Below are 17,604 nucleotides of genomic sequence, written 5' to 3' on the forward strand. Positions count from 1 at the left end.
TTATTTTTTGGTAACTCTTATATTTTCATTTTCTAGTAGGTAAGGGGAAGATTTACTATTTTCAATTAAAACAGCCGTAAGTTCTAATACTTTGTCTTTATTATATAGGTTTATAATTCCTTTAGAAATACAGGCTTGTAAAAATTGATTGATGTTTTCTTTCTTTATTTTTAGTTGACGTATAAAAAAGCCATCTGTAAAGTGTTTTCTAATTTTTTCAATATTTCTATCTTCAACAGTAATCTTTTTTAATTGTTTTTTTCGTTTGTTTGTTCCGTTAAGTGCATTTATAAGCCCCGTTACACTAATAGCTAAGCCCGATTCTACCTTTACTGTTTTTTCATCTTTTGGTTGTATAACATTGGCATAAGGTAGTTTTAAGGTTTTAGCATTTACAACAGGGGCGTTGTTAAGAATGTCGGGATCAATTTCTAAAATACTTCTTTGCTTTTCAAGCACAACCTCATCTAACATGTGCGTTTTACTATCAACAAAAATTACAATGTTTTTAGCTTTAATATGCTCTTTGGTAAGGGTAACCTCTTTATACTCTAAGTTAAGATGAGAAATAAGTAAAACGTTGTTTTCAGAAGCTAAAATTTCAAAACGCCCGTTTTCATTAGAAACAGCACCAAGCGTTAGTTTTTTATTAATAATATGTACATCTTGGGTAGCAATACTATCTATAAACACAGTACCCGTAATAATTTTAGGAGTGTTTTGAGCAGTTATAGCACAGGTAGTTATGGTAAAAAGAACAAGTAACAATTTTCTCATATCACAAATAAACTACCTACTTGTCTTAAAAATGTTTTAAGGACATGGTAAATTTTTGTTAATTTGAAGTATATAAAGCATAATTAAAGATTGATTTTGAGGAGTTAAAACTCATACTAATTAAACTTAAATAGATAGTAAACAAATGAAAAAACTACTTATAGCTAGCACATCTACCGTTCATGGTAGTGGATACCTAGCATATATTTTACCAACCTTAACTAACTTTTTTAAAGAAGCCTCTACCATATTATTTATACCGTATGCACGTGCAAGCGGAAAAACCTACGATGAATATACCTCTGTAGCTCGTAAGGCTTTTGCTACTATTGATAAAAAAGTTGTGGGTATCCATGAGTTTGATAATCCGAAAGAAGCTGTTCAGCAAGCGGAGGCTATTTTTACAGGAGGAGGTAATACGTTTGAATTGGTAAATCAACTATATAAAAACGATATACTTTCTGATTTAACTACAGCGGTTGAAAACGGAACTCCGTATTTAGGTACCAGTGCAGGAAGTAATATTTGTGGGGTAACGATGATGAATACGAACGATATGCCTATTGTGTATCCACCAAGTTTTAAAACCTTAGGGTTTATTCCGTTTAATATCAACGCACATTATTTAGACCCAAATCCAGATTCTACGCACATGGGTGAAACGCGTGAAACACGCATTAAAGAATATCATGTATTTAATGAAACACCAGTGCTAGGGTTACGTGAAGGTAGCTGGCTAGAGGTTAACGGAGATTCAATTATATTAAGAGGAACTTACACCGCACGTTTATTTAAACAAGGAAAGGAAGCTGAGGAGTTAGCCACAAATACAGAGGTTAGCCAGTATTTTTAACCTCTTAAAAGAAATACTTTATAGTTAAAAAGATTTTTTATAAGCTATTTTTATTGTTACTGTGGCATACTATAAGAAAGCAACCATTTAAAGCCTGATAAGTTAAGAAACGAACTTGTTGGGCTTATTTATTATCAAGACTTTTCCATTAGGCACCAAATGTCACTTCTACTAAGCACTAAATGTCTTTCGTATTAGGTACGAAAAGACATTTCCATTATACATATCAAGCTTAATAGTACTTTATAAATTGAAATTTAAATAAACAGATTACTTCGCCATGGTCTCCTTATAATTCAGGTTTAATAGGTAACAAATGTTGTTTTAAGCTATAAAAAATGAAAGAACAACGTATGCTAAAAAAACTACTTTCTATGAAAACTATATAGGCTATCTTTGAAAAAATCCTATTTTTACGATATGGACATAAAATTGACAGAACAAGAGAAGATAAAAATCTTAAATTCCGATGATATCTACGGAATAATGCAAAAAATATTACTTCGTGAAAGTAAGATAGACCAAAACCGTGAACACTTTTGGGTAATTGGTTTAGCTAACAACAACCGTATTCTTTTTATTGAGTTAATAAGCTTAGGCACTATTAATGCTACTTTGGTAGAACCTATGGAAGTTTTTAGTCTTGCATTGCAAAAAAGAGCTGTAAAAATAATATTATGTCATAATCACCCAAGCGGAGAGTTAACTCCGTCAGAAAATGACAAAAACCTAACAGATAGGTTGATACAAGTAGGTATTATAGTAAATACACATGTTATAGATCATTTAATTATTTCTGATAAAAGTTATTTGAGTTTTGCTGATGTTGGTCTTTTACAAGAGTTAGCAAAAAGTACCAAATATGTTCCTAAATATGTACTGGAACAGCGTCTTAAAAAAGAGGCTTCAGAAATAGCTGAAAAGAATAAAGCAATTGAAATTGCCAAAGCTTTTAAAAGAAGTGGTCTTGATAATGAATTAATTGCTCAAAACACAGGTCTTACCATTGAAGAGGTGGAGAAGTTGCGTGTTAGGAGAAAGTAAAATCATGCAAGAATAGGTGATTTTTGGTAGGTAGTTTACTTACAATTTTCAGATTTTATTATTTCAAAACATTCCATTCGAATTAAATCATATTCTTTTTGTACGTCAACTTCATTTTCTGTGAATTCAATTTTGTCCAATAGGCTTTCATTAAGGTTTATTTCGGAGACAACATCATAAAATTCTTCAGTTATGATTTGGATAATCAGTATTATTAATTCGCTCAATAAATAATGCTCAGAGTTTGAAAAAGGCACTTTATATTCTTTTTTTTCTCGATTTTTAGAAAAGATAGGGATGTTTTTCTCTCTTAAGTTGTGTGCTAATACATAATCTCTATAGTTTCTTAAATTTTCCCATTTACTTATTCTTTTTTTTATCGGTTTAATTGCTTTTCTAACTTTAATTATTCGATTAGAGTATTGAGCATGTTTTTTAGGTGTAAATTCTCCATTTAATTCATCTAAAAAAGAACAAATAATAATAATTGCATAATTCTGTAAATTTCCAGATACAGCTCTTGAAAAAGCAAGATTTTTATAATGACCTGATAGTTTTATTTTATTCAAATATTCTTCATTATCCCTATAAGCATAGTTCATTGTTGTAATGAACTTAATTTGTGTTCCTAAATGTAGAAGAGTTTGGATTGTTTCTGTCATTTTTTAGTCGCTGTCGAAGGTTATTTGCTATTAGTAGTAGCACTTTTTTATTCATTAACTTTATAAACTTGGCCTTTTATAGGCTCTTCTTTCTGGTTGTTTACTATTGTTGGTAGTATCCAAATTAACTTTTTTTCATTTAGTCCACGACCATATTTTTGATTCCTCCAATGTCCTCGTCTCCAATGTGGTTCAATCGTATAATTACTAAACAATTCTTTATTTTGACGTTTAAAAGATTGTCCTATAAAAGAAATTTTTGAAAACCCTAAATTCTCAATTTTTTGATCAAGTTTAGAATTTTCACGTTTTGTTTTGGCTAAACTTCTTTTACGGTCAAAATTGTGAGGTAAACCTTTTGGAAAACTATTTTTAATATCAATTTTTTCAGTTGGTTGAGATAGATATAGTATACAGTTTATTATGAGATTGATTGTATTCTCAAATAATTGTTTAGTGGAATTGTAAAAATCTAATTCTGCATCTGTAACTTCTCTGTTAGAGTTTTCAAGTGGGAAAATTTCTTTTCTTAGTTCTTCAAGATAATCATCTACAGAATTTTTGACAGTTAGCTTGTTTTGTTTAGGGTCAAACCAAAGCCAAACATTCCAAAAATTACCTAATGGTGAAATATCATATTTCTCAATACCATCTATATTATATGGAAGTTGGCTGTTAACTTTATGTATATATTCTAAATATATTTTCTCAAATTCTCCAGTAAAATCCAAACTCAATTCACAATAACCACTATAGGTTTCTCCATTTATATCCCATATTTGATGGTCAATGTAAACCCCTTCTATAATTTCTTTACTATCATTTGAAATTTTTAAATTCAATGGTTTTAAGGAAAGATAAAATCTATCGTAGGGTGGATGAAACTTATCTGCTGTTATTTCACTAACATCAGTTTTTTTCAGCATCTCAAGTAATTCTTTCGAGAAAGAGAAAATATGTTTACCGTTTTTGTACCAATCTAACCATTTAGTAAATTCACCATACTTATAATCGATTTTAGCTATTTCTAACTTCGTTAAATCTGTATGTTTTTCTATAAATTCGTGCCGGTTTGTTTCCGTACTATCGTAGTTTGGAATGAACTGTCTTAAAAAACCATCATTATCGTTGACAAAATGTCTATAATTATTTCTTTTGTCAATAAAATAAGGATAATAATAAAGTAATTCCGATTCTGTCATTTATAAATTTCATTGCTTGTCACGATGTTCGTCTTAAATGCACGACAACTTGTTTACATAAAATACTTTCAGTCTTTTTATAATGCTAGCTAAAATAGTCTTTTCAATTATATATGAAATTGTTTTATTACGCTTTTTTGTCTAAGTTCTTAGGCTAATAAAAAGATGTGGTTTCCGATTAAGAGAATCTGCCTTTATAAGTTTTATATAATGTTGGTAGTAGTTTTTTTCCAATTATCATTTGTGAAAAATGCACGATTACAGATGTAAAAAATATAAGTAAAATAGTTTCTTTAAAACTTCTTGATATAGAGTAGTACTCGTTGGGTAGTTGATAATAATAAAATAATTGTCTAGAAAAAACTACTATTAAACTGATTATAAAAATAACAAGACCGTGGTGTTTGTAATTCTTAATTACATAAATAAAAAAAGGAAACAAAAAAGCTGAAAACATATATATTCTTCTTAAGAACAAAAAGTCTGCACCTCCATTTTTTTGAGTAACAAACATACCAGAAACTAAATATTCTTCGGTAATTAAACCAGAAACAACAACTGCAAAGAATATTAACAGAAAGTTTAGAACTGAACTTAATATGTAAAATTTTATTTTATTACTCATTTATAAATATAAGTTTAAGTTAACTCCATAGTTTTTATTTAAATTAAAGCAACTTGTTTACATAAGCACTTTCAGTGTTTTATTTACATTTTTTAAACTTTCCCTTTATTTTTATAATACCTTTAAAGCCAAATAGTCCGTAAGTTTTTATAGCGTTTTCAGGCTTTATTACCTCCAAGGTTTTTATTTTAAACTTCTTTTCATTTAATATTGGATTTAATACAGAAGAATCTTTAGTAGACATTAGTATTTTACCATTTATGCTATATACTGTTTGGTTACTTAAGGTGCTATCTACTAACTTTTTATTAAAATAAGGTCTATTACTTTCAGTATGAATTAAAGTGTTTTTTGACTTTATAAAAAAACGAGTGTTTGTAAAAAAAGATATAAGTTTTTCATTATTAATTTTAATTCCATCGTTTTTCTTACTATTCTTAATTTTATTGAGAATGTAAATTGTATCTCCTTTTATTTCACTTTTAAATTTTATTTCATTTCCACGATAGAACATATCTTTTGAAAATATGGTTATGATGATATTGTTTTTTTGAATATCAACTGAATGTTTAGGAATTGATTTAAATGAAGGTGTAATATAAGTAGTGCCTTCAGGAAAAGGTTGCGGTATAAAACAAAAATAAGAAAGAAAAAATATGCTGATAAAAGTTTTAGTACTTAACATAAATAAATGGATTAGTTTCAATAAATACTTTTATAAAATCTATATATGGTTTTCTTTTATCTTGTTTATCTATACCTAACCCTTGAATAAAGTTACTTCGATGTTTGTTACCCTTTTTAATCTCTCCAAGCGTTGAGTGAATATCTAAACTCTTTTTTGATATTGTATTGTATAAAGAACCACTACCAAGAGTATCTTCAATTTTAACAATTACACTCGCTGTAATTTTTTTCATTTGTTTTATTTCTAGCCCACCTAAACCTAATCCTTTTTTTATTTTACCTGTTTTAATTTGGTTTAACATTTCTGTCTCAGTCATAACAATTCGAAGTTTTAATATACCATCATATGCATATTGTCTTTTGTAAGTCTCTAATTCATCGCCTAAATCGTATAAAACACCAGGAAGATTTTCAGGAACTCCATTTACTTTAATAAAGTCTATTTTACCTGTTTCAAATTGAAAAGCGTGTTTTAATTCATTTAACAAACTACCTAATGTTCCATTATAAAACACAGTTCCTTTATTTGAAGTGTTTTCATAAGTAAACTTTGGTTTATTACTAATCTTAAAATTGTATTCGGTTTCCGAATTTTGAATAACTTTAATTTCTTTTAAAGCCTCTTTCAACTCTTTAATTCTAGCTATTAAATCTTTTTTTGCAGCTCCTCTTGCTTTTTCAAGTTGGGTATTTAAAGTATCTATTTTTTCTTTAACACGCTTTTTAAGCTCTCTTAACTTTTCCTTGCTTATTGGGTTAGTTTTGTCATCAAAATAAGAACTCACATAACTGTCTAGTCTGTTCTGTAATAATAATAATTGACTTTTCAATTCACTTCCTGAAGAACTAAAAAATAAACTTGATTTTATATCTTGCTTAAAGTTTTGAATTACATTCATTTTTTCTTGTTTTCATATTAAAGGTAACTTTTTATAAACACTTTTAGTGTCTTTATATATCCTAAAAAGGAAGTGTAAACGTAATTATTGCAATTTTTTAATTAGTGCTAGCTAATATAATAAAAAGGTAATTAATAGCAGAGTAAGAGAAATGTATAAACTGTTTTCTATAAAAAAAGACTGCCCTTAGGCAGTCTTTTATATTATTATACTAAGCTGTGTGTATTAACACTCTTCTTGTCTACGCTCACAAGCTAATAAAGTATTTTTTAAGAGCATAGCAATCGTCATAGGACCTACACCACCAGGTACTGGTGTAATGTGCGATGCTTTTTCTGCTACTTCGTTAAAAGCAACATCACCTACTAATCTAAATCCTCTTTTCTTAGAAGGATCAGCAACACGAGTAATTCCTACATCAATAATTACTACATCGTCTTTTACCATATCACCTTTTAAAAATTCAGGAATACCAATAGCAGCTATAATAATATCTGCTCTTTTAGTAACCTCTTTTAAGTTTTTTGTTCTACTATGTGTTAAAGTGACCGTTGCATTTCCTACTTTTCTTTTTTGAGATAGTAAAATACTCATTGGGCTTCCTACAATATGACTACGACCAATAACTACTACATCTTTACCCGAGGTTTCAATATTATAACGGTCTAACAATTCTAAAATTCCGAAAGGAGTGGCAGAAATGTAGGTTGGTAAGTTTAAAGCCATTTTTCCTACATTCATAGGATGGAAACCGTCTACATCTTTATCAGGGTTAATAGCCATTAATACCTTTTGTTCGTCAATATGATCGGGTAGGGGTAATTGTACTATAAAACCATCAATATCATTATCTATATTTAAAATAGCAATTTCGTTTAATAGTTCTTCTTCAGTAGTTTCTTCAGGAAGACGAAGTAAAGTAGATTCAAAACCTACACGTTCGCATGCCTTTACTTTTGCGTTTACATAGGTTAAACTAGCTCCGTCATTACCTACGATAACCGCTGCTAAATGCGGTGTTTTTTTATCGTTAGCTTTTAATGCTGCTACTTCTAAAGCAATTTCTTCTTTAATGTCTGCTGATGTCTTTTTACCGTCTAGTAAAATCATAGTCTTGTTAAGTTTTCAGTATACTGTCTTCAGTATACAGTTGTTGTGTTGTAATTGTTGTGTTGTTATATTCCAAATTTATCAGGATTTTTAATCATATAATTGATTAGTTTCCCAACTTCTTTGCTTTTGTTTTTAATAGTAATATTTTAAAAGTTACTTCAGTAGAAGTATTATTTTTTAATCATAAATTAAGTTCAAATACTATATGTCAGTTCGAGTATCGACCGGAGGGAGATGTATCGAGAACTAGTTCCAAATGTCTCGATACAATTTATCTTCTTTTTAGTCAGAAAAATCACTCGACATGGCATAGAAAGAACTTAATAGTTTTAAAACTCATAAATACAGCTTATTGAATACTGTTTACTTTGGTACTGTAAACTAAATAAAAAAAGACAGGCAGAAGCCTATCTTTTTTACATTATCTCATGCCTTTCATCATTTGCATCATTTTTCTTCCGCCACCACCTTGCATCATCTTCATCATTTTGCTCATTTGGTCGAATTGCTTCATCAACTGGTTAACTTCTTGTACCGAAGTTCCGGAACCTTTGGCAATTCGTTTTTTACGACTCGCATTTATAACAGAAGGAGTACTTCTTTCTTCAGGAGTCATAGAGTGTATAATAGCTTCAATTCCTTTAAAAGCATCGTCGTCAATATCAACATCTTTTAAGGCCTTACCAGCACCAGGAATCATACCTACTAAGTCTTTCATGCTACCCATCTTTTTGATCTGATTGATTTGATTTAAGAAATCATCAAAACCAAACTGATTTTTAGCAATCTTCTTTTGTAATTTTCTAGCTTCTTCTTCATCGTATTGTTCTTGGGCACGCTCTACTAACGAAACAACGTCTCCCATTCCTAAAATACGATCAGCCATACGACTAGGGTGGAATACATCAATTGCATCCATTTTTTCACCCGTACCTATAAATTTAATAGGCTTGTCTACTACCGATTTAATAGATAAAGCAGCTCCACCACGAGTATCACCATCTAACTTAGTTAAAACAACTCCGTCAAAATTTAATACATCGTTAAAGGCTTTGGCAGTATTTACAGCATCTTGCCCTGTCATAGAGTCTACCACAAATAAGGTTTCTTGTGGGCTTACAGCTTTGTGGATGTTAGAAATTTCAGTCATCATTTCCTCATCAACAGCTAAACGACCCGCGGTATCAATAATTACCACGTTTTTACCGTTTGCTTTTGCATGCTTAATAGCATTTTGAGAAATTTCTACAGGATTTTGATTTCCTTCCTCAGCGTATACTTCAACACCTATCTGCTCTCCAACAACACGTAACTGGTTAATTGCGGCAGGACGATATACGTCACATCCTACTAATAAAACTTGTTTAGTTTTCTTAGTTTTAAGATAGTTAGCTAGCTTACCAGAAAAGGTTGTTTTACCCGAACCTTGTAAACCAGACATTAAAATTACAGTAGGTGAACCACCTAAGTTAATACCAACGGTATCACCGCCCATTAATTCGGTTAATTCATCTTTAACCAATTTTACCATTAATTGCCCAGGGTTTAACGTTGTTAATACGTCTTGACCTAAGGCTTTTTCTTTTACTGTTTTGGTAAAATTCTTTGCTATTTTAAAGTTAACATCGGCATCTAATAAAGCTCTACGAACTTCTTTTAAAGTTTCTGCAACGTTAACTTCGGTAATTTTTCCGTGTCCTTTCAGCGTATGTAACGCCTTATCTAACTTTTCGCTTAAATTATTAAACATGTATCGGCTTCATTTTTTAGAGGCACAAATTTAGTTATTAGTTGTTAGTTTTTAGCAATTTGTTAGTAGATTTTTTCTGCATTATTGTATAAAAGTGTCCGATTTTTAATAATTAGTAAGAGTAGTAGTCACTTTTTTTAGTTCTTGTATTGGTAACAAGAGGAGTAAATACTATAAATCATCCGTAAAATGTTTGCGACTTTTCTCTTGACTAAATTTTTGTTGATTGAAGTTTTTAGAAGCATTTTTAGGAATGGATAGCGATACCCATTTTTCGTTTTGTAGCATTTTGCCTAAAAATACAATTTGCCCAATGTGATACGGATAATGGCAAATTTGACGGTTTATTGTTTCGGTTACTGTATGCCCTTGGTTTCTTATGTAGATGATTTTTTCTAAATCAGTTTCTTCTAAAGAGTTAATAGTGTTTAAAAAACAATCCCAACCTTTTTCCCAATAGGCAATCATTTCTTCTTTGGTTGTAAAAGTATTTATAAACTCATCATCTCTATTTCTCCACGATTTTTCTCCATCTTTAGTAAAAAAGTTAGTCCAACGAGATAACATATTACCAGCAATATGCTTTGCAATTACCGCAATAGAGTTGCTTTCTTGATTGTATTGGTAAAATAGCGCTTCTTGGGTAAGTTGATTAAAAGTTTTATCGCCTAAATTTTTATAATAGGTTATTTGTTTTTTTACACTTTCTAAATAAGAGTTTTGCATGGCGTAATGTTTTAGTATAGTACCTCGGGGCAAGCTCACGAGGCATTTACAGGAAAAAAGTTCATGGTTTTTGAGGCAAGCCTTTGGTATTAAATTCTTTGATGGTGCTAATAAAAAAGACTGGTTAAAACCAGCCTTAATTTACTTATTTATTAGGGATGAACTCTAAAGCAACTCCATTAATGCAGTGACGTTTACCAGTAGTTTTTTTAGGACCATCATTAAAAGAGTGTCCTAAATGTCCGCCACAAGTATTACACTTTAATTCTGTTCGAGCATATCCTAGTTTATAATCTGTATCTAGTTCTACATTTCCTTTAATGGCTCTATCAAAAGAAGGCCATCCACTACCTGAATCGTATTTGTTTTCAGATTTATATAATGGGGTTTTACAGGCAGCACATACATAGGTTCCTTCTTTCTTGTTAAAGTTTAAAGGACTAGAGTTTGGACGTTCTGTACCCGCTTCTCTAAGTACATAGTACTGTTTTGGAGTTAATAACTTTTTCCACTCACTGTTGGTTTTGTTTACCGCGTACTTTTTCTTGTTTTGGGCATTTACAGTAGTACTAACTGTTATTGCTAAAAGGAATAAAACAACTAATTTTCTCATGGTTCTTTACTTATAAAATCAACAATTTTGGAAGCAACTTTTGAGTTACGAAGAATTCTGGTGTGTCCTAAGCCTTCCGTAATTAAAAGTTTTCCATTCTGTAAGTTTTGACGTATTGCTATTGCACAACTTACATCAACATCGCCATCAAATGAATCATGAACAACTAAAGTAGGTATTTTTACATCTTTAGCTTTTACGCTAGAGGAGTGTATATCAATATCTCGTTGCCATTTTTTATCAAATAAGCGTTTCATTTTATGAGCTATAACTGGTTTTACTTGTAAGTTTTTAGTAAAGTTTAAAATAACATCTGATATTTTATCAGCAGCACCAACAGTAACCAATTTGTTTACAGCAAAATTTTCTGAAAGAGCGTTATACAAGCATACACCGCCAAACGAGTGCCCTATAGCAGCATCAAAAGGTCCAAATTGTTTGTTGAGTTCAGTAATGGTTTCTAAGAACTCTGGCATTTCGGTAGTTTTTCCTGTAGACTTTCCATGCGCAGGTCCGTCAAAAGAAATAACCATATAGCCTTTTTCCAAGAGTTTGTCAGCAATCATATATAATTGGGTGCTTCTTCCTGCCCAACCATGTACCCATAATACTTTTTTAGTTGAGTAACCATATGATAGTACTTGAATGTCTTTTGAGATGGATGGCACATTTATTGTTTTCTTTTGAGCACTCTCTAACATTACTTTTTCTCTCTTAGGAATAGGAAAGTTAACAGGAGTTGTAAAAAGCCTTGTACCAAATTTAGCTGCTTTGTTAGTAGATATAAACTGTAAAGTCTTAGCTGAAAGTATGACAGGTTTAGGTATTTTAATACTTGGTAAAGCTGTTTTTGAATGCGTAAAATTCATGAATTAGTTTTTAAGATAAAGATAGAATTTGTAGCTTTAAAGACATAATATATTATCAAGTTTGTGACAAATAAGTTAATTTCGTGTCATAAAAGATACAACCAAGAACATAGAATTTTAAACTATTAAACAATGAAAAAAATTATAGCCCTAACATTTTTAGCTGCTTTTTTAGTAGCGTGTAGTACTGTGCCAATTACGGGAAGAAAAAGATTAAACTTTGTAAACGATGCTCAAATCTTACCTGCAAGTTTTGCACAATACAAAGGGTTTTTAGAAGAAAATAAATTATCTACAAATACTGCTAAAACAAATCAAATAAAACGAGTAGGAAAAAATATTTCAGCAGCAGTAGATCGTTTTATGCGTGCTAATGGAATGACTGCCGAAGCAAATGCTTATGAATGGGAGTTTAATTTAGTAGAAGATAAAACAGTTAACGCTTGGTGTTTACCTGGTGGAAAAGTGGTGTTTTATACAGGAATTATGCCTATTTGTGCTAATGAAGATGGGGTTGCTGCTGTGATGGGGCACGAGGTTGCTCATGCATTTGCAAAACACGGACAAGAACGTATGTCTACAGGTCAATTACAACAATTAGGAGGAGTTGCTCTAGCCTTAGGTACTCAAAATAGCAAAAATGCTGAAATGTGGAATATGGCGTATGGTTTAGGAACTCAAGTAGGAGTAATGTTACCATTTAGTAGGGAACATGAAACCGAAGCAGATAAGTTAGGGTTAGTTTTTATGATTATGGCAGGATATGAAGGAGAAGAAGCTGCTGAAGTATGGGTACGAATGAGTGAACGCTCAGGCGGAGGAGCTCCTCCAGAGTTTATGAGTACACACCCATCTAATCAAACTCGTATTCAGACGTTACGGAATTTTTTACCAGAGGCTAAAAAGTTAGCAGCAAAATACAACGTGTCTGCGAGTAAATAAGATTGATAAATTATAGTATATTGCAAACCGTTCATGTTATATGAGCGGTTTTTTTATTAGAATTTATATGTATAAAATAGGAGATAAGAAGCTAATTAACGGATGGGCATTTTACGATTGGGCCAACTCAGTATATTCATTGGTAATTAGCACAGCTGTTTTTCCGTTGTATTACAGCGGAGTAACAGAAGGTAAAATTGTAAGCTTTTTAGGAATGGACTGGGAGCATCCAGATAGTTTATATAGTTATGCATTGTCTTTTTCGTTTTTAGTAGTGGCTTTTATTTCTCCAATATTATCGGGTATTGCAGATTATACAGGAAGTAAGAAAAAGTTTATGAAGTTTTTCTGTACTCTAGGAGCATTATCGGTAATGAGTTTGTACTTTTTTGATGGAATTGATACTGTATGGATAGGTATTTTATTTACTGTTTTAGCAAGTATTGGCTTTTGGGCAAGTTTGGTGTTTTATAATGCTTATTTACCCGAAGTAGCCCATCCTGAACAACAAGATAGAGCCAGTGCCAAAGGTTTTGTATATGGTTATGTAGGTTCTGTAATTTTATTACTCATCAATTTGGCGATGATTATGTTCCCAGAAACTCTAGGAATTAGTGCAGGAATGGCATCTAGAATTTCTTTTGTCATGGTAGGTTTATGGTGGTTAGGCTTTGCTCAAATAACCTTTAAACGATTACCTGGTAATGTGTATAATAAAAAGCCTGAAAAAGATTATATATGGAAAGGGTACAAAGAGTTACAAATAGTGATAAAAGAAGTATTAAACTATCCAACGTTAAAACGTTTTTTAATTTCTTTCTTTTTGTTAAGTATTAGTGTACAAACTATTATTTTAATGGCTGCTATTTTTGGTTCTTCAGAATTAGGCTTGTCGTCTACAAGTTTAATAATTACCATTTTATTAGTACAAATAGTAGCAATTTTAGGAGCGATTTTATTTTCAAGGTTTTCAGAAAAATGGGGGAATATAACAGCTTTAAAAGTAACTATTGTAGTATGGATGTTAGTTTGTTTTTGTGCTTTCATGTTAGATAAATCTCAAGAAAATGTAGCTATTTACTTTTATGGACTAGGTGGTTTACTGGGATTGGTACAAGGGGCTATTCAAACCTTAACACGTTCTACGTATTCAAAATTATTGCCAGAAACAGAAGATCATGCTACGTATTTTAGTTTTTATGATGTTACTGAAAAAATAGCCATTGTTTTAGGAACTGCTGTATATGGAACACTAAATTGGATTACAGGTTCTATGCAATGGAGTGTGTTGTGTTTAGCTATTTTCTTTTTGGCCTCATTTATCATTTTAAGCACACTAAAAAAGACAAAATACGTAGAATAACTAAAAAGGAACTGGAGAGGTAAAACTGACTTGTTTTTTTGAAGTAGGGTGTACAAATGTGATTTTTTCGGCATGTAAATACAATCTATCTGCTTTGTTTCCGTATAAATCATCACCTACAATAGGAGTGTTTAGTCCCAAATTATGTGCAGCATGCACACGTAATTGATGCGTGCGTCCAGTTATAGGATAAAAGTATACTTTTGTTTTGTTGTTTAGAACTTCAACTTTTTCCCAAGTAGTCAATGCTTCTTTTCCGTGTTGGTAACACACAAGTTGTTTAGGGCGATCGTTTAAATCTACTCTAATGGGTAACTCAATTTTTCCTTTATCTTCTTTTAAAATACCATCTAATAAAGCCACATAGCGTTTTTGTATAGTTTTATGAACAAATTGTGCTTGTAAAGCTTTATAAGTTTCTTCATTTTTAGCAACTAAGAGAATTCCAGAAGTTGACATGTCTAACCGATGTACTACTAACGGACCTGTTGCTTTTGGATATAATTTTTGAATACGACTGAACACAGAGTCTTTTATTTCTTTTCCAGCTACCGATAATAACTCATGTGGTTTGTTGATGACTAACAAATCAGAATCCTCATGAATAATTGTAATTTCTTTTTCTTCCTTTAATAGAGCAACTAACGGATTTTCTTCTACAGTCATTCCTCGTAACATATGCGTTAGAATAGGCTTGCATTTACCAGTACACGCAGGATAAAAATATTGATGTTTTCTTATGGAAGTTTTTAAAGGTTTTCCCCACCAAAATTCAGCCATACAAATAGGTTTTAATTGATGATTGTATGCATATTGAAGTAATTTAGGAGCGCAACAATCACCAGCACCAGCAGGAATGTTTTGAGTGGAGTCTGTAAAAATATCTAATAAGTTTTTAGTTTCTCCTTGATAGTTAAGAAACGCATACTTTTTAAATATTTCTTGTTGTGTCCAAGCTGAAAGGTTTGTGCGCTGTTGTTTTAACTCCTGAGCTTGATGTTGCTTTTCTTGATACGTTTTTTTTGATGCCGCTATTTTATCGTTTAAATACACTTCATATTCACGCAAGTAAAACTCTTCATTTATATTTAACTGATTGTTTTGTTGCCCTAGTTTTTTTCTAAGTTTTCTTCGTTGTTTAATTTTTGATTGCTCATCAGCTAAAAGCTTTTTGTGCAGTTGTTGTGTTTTTTGATATGCTTTTTTTGCATCAATAAAACCAGAGGAACTTTCTAGACTTGCTATTTTATGGGTTAACTCATTAAGTCGTTCTTCTGTTGTAAGATAGAATTCGTTTTTATTTAAAACATCAAATACAGGGGGCACAAAATGTTTGTGTTGTGTGCTTTCAGCTAGTTTACCAGAAAATGCAGCTAAATAACCTAAGGTTCCATTTTGATCTTGCACAACTAAGACTCCAAACATTTTTCCTAGTGAGTTAGTATCCTTAGGGTTTTTAATTCCAAAGTTGTGCGAAAAATCAGTTTGATTTGTTAAATATTCTTGTAGTTCTTTAGCAGCTATTTTTGCTAGAGTATGAGGTGAATAATTATAAGGATAATCGAATTTTTTAGGTATTTCAATAATAGAAACATCCGAAGAAAAAGAAATAATTTTGGTCATAATAAAAAGAAAAAGTGTTGCTTTCACAACACTTTAAACGATTAATCTCTATAAATTTTATCGTATAAGTCTTTATACATTTCTTTGATAATGTTTCGTTTCATTTTCATGGTAGGAGTAAGCTGTCCTCCGTCAATAGACCATTCTTCTTCGGTTAACTCAAACTTTTTAATAGTTTCCCATTTACCAAACTTAGTATTGGCGTAATCTACTTCTTCTTGAATACGCTCTATTACTTTAGGGTTATTTACCAAGTCTTTATTATCTCCAACAGTTATATTGTGCCTAATTGCCCATTCACGAACAAATTCAAAATTTGGTTGAATAAAAGCAGCAGCCATTTTTTCACCTTCACCAATAACCATTACTTGCTCAATAAAGCGAGATTGTTTTAATTGACCTTCTAGTAATGGTGGAATAATGTATTTACCACCTGAGGTTTTAAACATTTCTTTGGTACGTCCAGTTATTTTTAAGAAACCATCTTCACATAATTCACCTTTATCACCTGTATGGAAGTATCCGTTTTGTAAAGCTTCAGCAGTTTTTTCAGGATCTTTATAATATCCTTGCATTACATTTGGTCCTTTTACTAAAATTTCTCCATTATCGGCTATTTTAACCTCAACACCATCAATTAATCGACCTACAGTTCCTAATTTAAAACCTCCATTACGCATATCGTTTACAGCAATTACAGGTGAAGTTTCGGTAAGACCATAACCTTCCATTACCGGCATTCCAGCAGCTGTAAATACTCTAGTTAAACGTGGTTGTAACGCGGCAGAACCCGAAACCATTATTTTTAATTCTCCACCTAAAGCAGCTTGCCATTTAGAGAAAATAAGTTTTCTAGCAATATTTAGTTTTTTTTCATACCACCATCCGTTAGCTCCATAAGGTTCGTATTGTAAACCTAACTCAATAGCCCAAAAGAACAATTTCTTTTTAATTCCTGTTAAGTCGGCTCCTTTGGCATAAATTTTATCATAAATTTTTTCATACAATCTAGGAACCGCGGTCATTACATGCGGTTTAACCTCTTGAGCATTTTCACTCAATTTATCAATAGCTTCAGCAAAATAAATAGAGATACCACAGTATTGATATAGGTATAGAAGCATACGTTCAAAAATATGGCACACAGGTAAGAAACTCAATGCACGACCTTGTCCATATACTAATGGTACTCTTTTCTCACTACTTAAAACATTTGATACAATGTTCTTATGACTAAGCATAACGCCTTTAGGGCGTCCAGTAGTACCAGAAGTATAAATTAGGGTTGCTAAATCGTTAGTTGTAATAACATTTTTACGTTCTTCAACTTCATTTTGATTACTTTCGTCTTCTCCTAATTTTAAAACCTCTTTCCAGCTTTTTTCGTCAGTTATATCGTCAAAAGTAAATATTTCTTTAAGTTGAGTATTTGCTTTTATTTGGTTTAGTTTTTCTAGAATAGTTTCATCAGAAACGAAGCAATAAGTAGCTTCTGAGTGATTTAAAATATATTCGTAGTCTTCTTTAGAGATAGTTGGATAGATAGGAACGTTTTGAGCTCCTGTTTGTAATATTCCAATATCACAAACATTCCATTCAGTTCTATTATTTGTTGAAATTACAGCAATTTTATCATTAGGTTGTACTCCTAATCGTAACAAACCTCTACTTATAGCATTGGCTTGTTTAATATATTCATTGGTTGAAATAGATTGCCATTTACCGTTGTATTTTGTGGTAAATGTGTTATCTAAATTATAGTTTTCTTGTTGATAATAAGGAAAATCAAAAAGACGTGTAATTTCAATCGACATATGTTCAAATTTTTGGGCTCTGCAAAGTATGAAAAATACCCC

General features: G+C 31.2%; 17 protein-coding genes. 4 read left to right on the forward strand and 13 right to left on the reverse strand.

Annotated elements, in window-relative coordinates:
• A complete protein-coding gene (locus tag AC3VJB_RS03600; RefSeq protein WP_239179557.1) occupies positions 1-777 on the reverse strand; it encodes a carboxypeptidase-like regulatory domain-containing protein in 777 nt (258 codons plus the stop codon).
• A 145-nt stretch (positions 778-922) separates the two neighbouring features.
• On the opposite strand from AC3VJB_RS03600, the gene pepE reads away from it, so the two are divergent.
• The gene (gene pepE, locus AC3VJB_RS03605; RefSeq protein ID WP_047789567.1) at positions 923-1,630 is read left to right on the forward strand and encodes a dipeptidase PepE; all 708 of its coding nucleotides are present in this window, start codon (positions 923-925) and stop codon (positions 1,628-1,630) included.
• A 420-nt stretch (positions 1,631-2,050) separates the two neighbouring features.
• Positions 2,051-2,674: a JAB domain-containing protein gene (locus tag AC3VJB_RS03610; protein WP_497666764.1), complete on the forward strand. Its 624-nt coding sequence runs from the start codon at positions 2,051-2,053 to the stop codon at positions 2,672-2,674.
• Between the two features lie 35 nt (positions 2,675-2,709).
• Here AC3VJB_RS03610 and AC3VJB_RS03615 read toward each other — a convergent pair whose 3' ends face one another.
• From AC3VJB_RS03615 to AC3VJB_RS03660, 10 genes are all read right to left on the reverse strand, one after another.
• The gene (locus AC3VJB_RS03615) at positions 2,710-3,336 is read right to left on the reverse strand and encodes a hypothetical protein (protein ID WP_497666765.1); all 627 of its coding nucleotides are present in this window, start codon (positions 3,334-3,336) and stop codon (positions 2,710-2,712) included.
• A gap of 47 nt (positions 3,337-3,383) precedes the next feature.
• A complete protein-coding gene (locus AC3VJB_RS03620; RefSeq protein WP_497666766.1) occupies positions 3,384-4,538 on the reverse strand; it encodes an AcrVA2 family anti-CRISPR protein in 1,155 nt (384 codons plus the stop codon).
• Between the two features lie 178 nt (positions 4,539-4,716).
• Positions 4,717-5,163 (reverse strand): hypothetical protein, encoded by a 447-nt coding sequence (locus AC3VJB_RS03625; RefSeq protein ID WP_497666767.1) that lies wholly within the window; start codon positions 5,161-5,163, stop codon positions 4,717-4,719.
• Between the two features lie 79 nt (positions 5,164-5,242).
• A complete protein-coding gene (locus AC3VJB_RS03630) occupies positions 5,243-5,848 on the reverse strand; it encodes a hypothetical protein (protein WP_047790850.1) in 606 nt (201 codons plus the stop codon).
• Positions 5,835-6,749: a hypothetical protein gene (locus AC3VJB_RS03635; RefSeq protein ID WP_047790851.1), complete on the reverse strand. Its 915-nt coding sequence runs from the start codon at positions 6,747-6,749 to the stop codon at positions 5,835-5,837. Before AC3VJB_RS03635 ends, AC3VJB_RS03630 begins: the two co-directional genes overlap by 14 nt.
• A 225-nt stretch (positions 6,750-6,974) precedes the next feature.
• Positions 6,975-7,859 carry a bifunctional methylenetetrahydrofolate dehydrogenase/methenyltetrahydrofolate cyclohydrolase FolD gene (gene folD, locus AC3VJB_RS03640; RefSeq protein WP_437824533.1) on the reverse strand — a complete coding sequence of 295 codons (885 nt, stop codon included), beginning with the start codon at positions 7,857-7,859 and terminating at the stop codon, positions 6,975-6,977.
• Positions 7,860-8,283: 424 nt separating this feature from the next.
• Positions 8,284-9,612, reverse strand: a complete 1,329-nt coding sequence (gene ffh, locus AC3VJB_RS03645; protein ID WP_073182820.1) for a signal recognition particle protein — start codon at positions 9,610-9,612, stop codon at positions 8,284-8,286.
• 171 nt (positions 9,613-9,783) lie between these two features.
• The gene (locus tag AC3VJB_RS03650) at positions 9,784-10,338 is read right to left on the reverse strand and encodes a DUF1572 family protein (protein WP_497666768.1); all 555 of its coding nucleotides are present in this window, start codon (positions 10,336-10,338) and stop codon (positions 9,784-9,786) included.
• 145 nt (positions 10,339-10,483) lie between these two features.
• Positions 10,484-10,951, reverse strand: a complete 468-nt coding sequence (msrB, locus tag AC3VJB_RS03655) for a peptide-methionine (R)-S-oxide reductase MsrB (RefSeq protein ID WP_349264847.1) — start codon at positions 10,949-10,951, stop codon at positions 10,484-10,486.
• A complete protein-coding gene (locus AC3VJB_RS03660; protein ID WP_167713899.1) occupies positions 10,948-11,820 on the reverse strand; it encodes an alpha/beta hydrolase in 873 nt (290 codons plus the stop codon). Before AC3VJB_RS03660 ends, msrB begins: the two co-directional genes overlap by 4 nt.
• Before the next feature lie 132 nt (positions 11,821-11,952).
• Between AC3VJB_RS03660 and AC3VJB_RS03665 the strand changes: the two genes are divergently transcribed.
• A complete protein-coding gene (locus AC3VJB_RS03665; RefSeq protein ID WP_497666769.1) occupies positions 11,953-12,762 on the forward strand; it encodes a M48 family metallopeptidase in 810 nt (269 codons plus the stop codon).
• Between the two features lie 67 nt (positions 12,763-12,829).
• The gene (locus AC3VJB_RS03670) at positions 12,830-14,125 is read left to right on the forward strand and encodes an MFS transporter (protein WP_159495138.1); all 1,296 of its coding nucleotides are present in this window, start codon (positions 12,830-12,832) and stop codon (positions 14,123-14,125) included.
• On the opposite strand, the gene AC3VJB_RS03675 is transcribed toward AC3VJB_RS03670, so the two are convergent.
• Entirely contained in the window at positions 14,126-15,748 is a 1,623-nt protein-coding gene (locus AC3VJB_RS03675) for an RluA family pseudouridine synthase (RefSeq protein WP_497666770.1), read from the reverse strand.
• Between the two features lie 41 nt (positions 15,749-15,789).
• Entirely contained in the window at positions 15,790-17,562 is a 1,773-nt protein-coding gene (locus AC3VJB_RS03680; RefSeq protein WP_047787841.1) for an AMP-dependent synthetase/ligase, read from the reverse strand.
• Positions 17,563-17,604 lie beyond the last annotated feature (42 nt).

This window comes from Tenacibaculum sp. TB-53 (assembly GCF_059716285.2).

What these genes read in the sequence shown, in the direction of transcription:
- AC3VJB_RS03610 (WP_497666764.1), top strand. Translation starts at nt 2,051, where the DNA reads ATGGACATAAAATTGACAGAACAAGAGAAGATAAAAATCTTAAATTCC.
- AC3VJB_RS03670 (WP_159495138.1), top strand. Translation starts at nt 12,830, where the DNA reads ATGTATAAAATAGGAGATAAGAAGCTAATTAACGGATGGGCATTTTAC.
- AC3VJB_RS03600 (WP_239179557.1), bottom strand. Translation starts at nt 777, where the DNA reads ATGAGAAAATTGTTACTTGTTCTTTTTACCATAACTACCTGTGCTATA.
- ffh (WP_073182820.1), bottom strand. Translation starts at nt 9,612, where the DNA reads ATGTTTAATAATTTAAGCGAAAAGTTAGATAAGGCGTTACATACGCTG.
- AC3VJB_RS03615 (WP_497666765.1), bottom strand. Translation starts at nt 3,336, where the DNA reads ATGACAGAAACAATCCAAACTCTTCTACATTTAGGAACACAAATTAAG.
- msrB (WP_349264847.1), bottom strand. Translation starts at nt 10,951, where the DNA reads ATGAGAAAATTAGTTGTTTTATTCCTTTTAGCAATAACAGTTAGTACT.
- AC3VJB_RS03635 (WP_047790851.1), bottom strand. Translation starts at nt 6,749, where the DNA reads ATGAATGTAATTCAAAACTTTAAGCAAGATATAAAATCAAGTTTATTT.
- AC3VJB_RS03660 (WP_167713899.1), bottom strand. Translation starts at nt 11,820, where the DNA reads ATGAATTTTACGCATTCAAAAACAGCTTTACCAAGTATTAAAATACCT.
- pepE (WP_047789567.1), top strand. Translation starts at nt 923, where the DNA reads ATGAAAAAACTACTTATAGCTAGCACATCTACCGTTCATGGTAGTGGA.
- folD (WP_437824533.1), bottom strand. Translation starts at nt 7,859, where the DNA reads ATGATTTTACTAGACGGTAAAAAGACATCAGCAGACATTAAAGAAGAA.
- AC3VJB_RS03650 (WP_497666768.1), bottom strand. Translation starts at nt 10,338, where the DNA reads ATGCAAAACTCTTATTTAGAAAGTGTAAAAAAACAAATAACCTATTAT.
- AC3VJB_RS03625 (WP_497666767.1), bottom strand. Translation starts at nt 5,163, where the DNA reads ATGAGTAATAAAATAAAATTTTACATATTAAGTTCAGTTCTAAACTTT.
- AC3VJB_RS03630 (WP_047790850.1), bottom strand. Translation starts at nt 5,848, where the DNA reads ATGTTAAGTACTAAAACTTTTATCAGCATATTTTTTCTTTCTTATTTT.
- AC3VJB_RS03620 (WP_497666766.1), bottom strand. Translation starts at nt 4,538, where the DNA reads ATGACAGAATCGGAATTACTTTATTATTATCCTTATTTTATTGACAAA.
- AC3VJB_RS03675 (WP_497666770.1), bottom strand. Translation starts at nt 15,748, where the DNA reads ATGACCAAAATTATTTCTTTTTCTTCGGATGTTTCTATTATTGAAATA.
- AC3VJB_RS03680 (WP_047787841.1), bottom strand. Translation starts at nt 17,562, where the DNA reads ATGTCGATTGAAATTACACGTCTTTTTGATTTTCCTTATTATCAACAA.
- AC3VJB_RS03665 (WP_497666769.1), top strand. Translation starts at nt 11,953, where the DNA reads ATGAAAAAAATTATAGCCCTAACATTTTTAGCTGCTTTTTTAGTAGCG.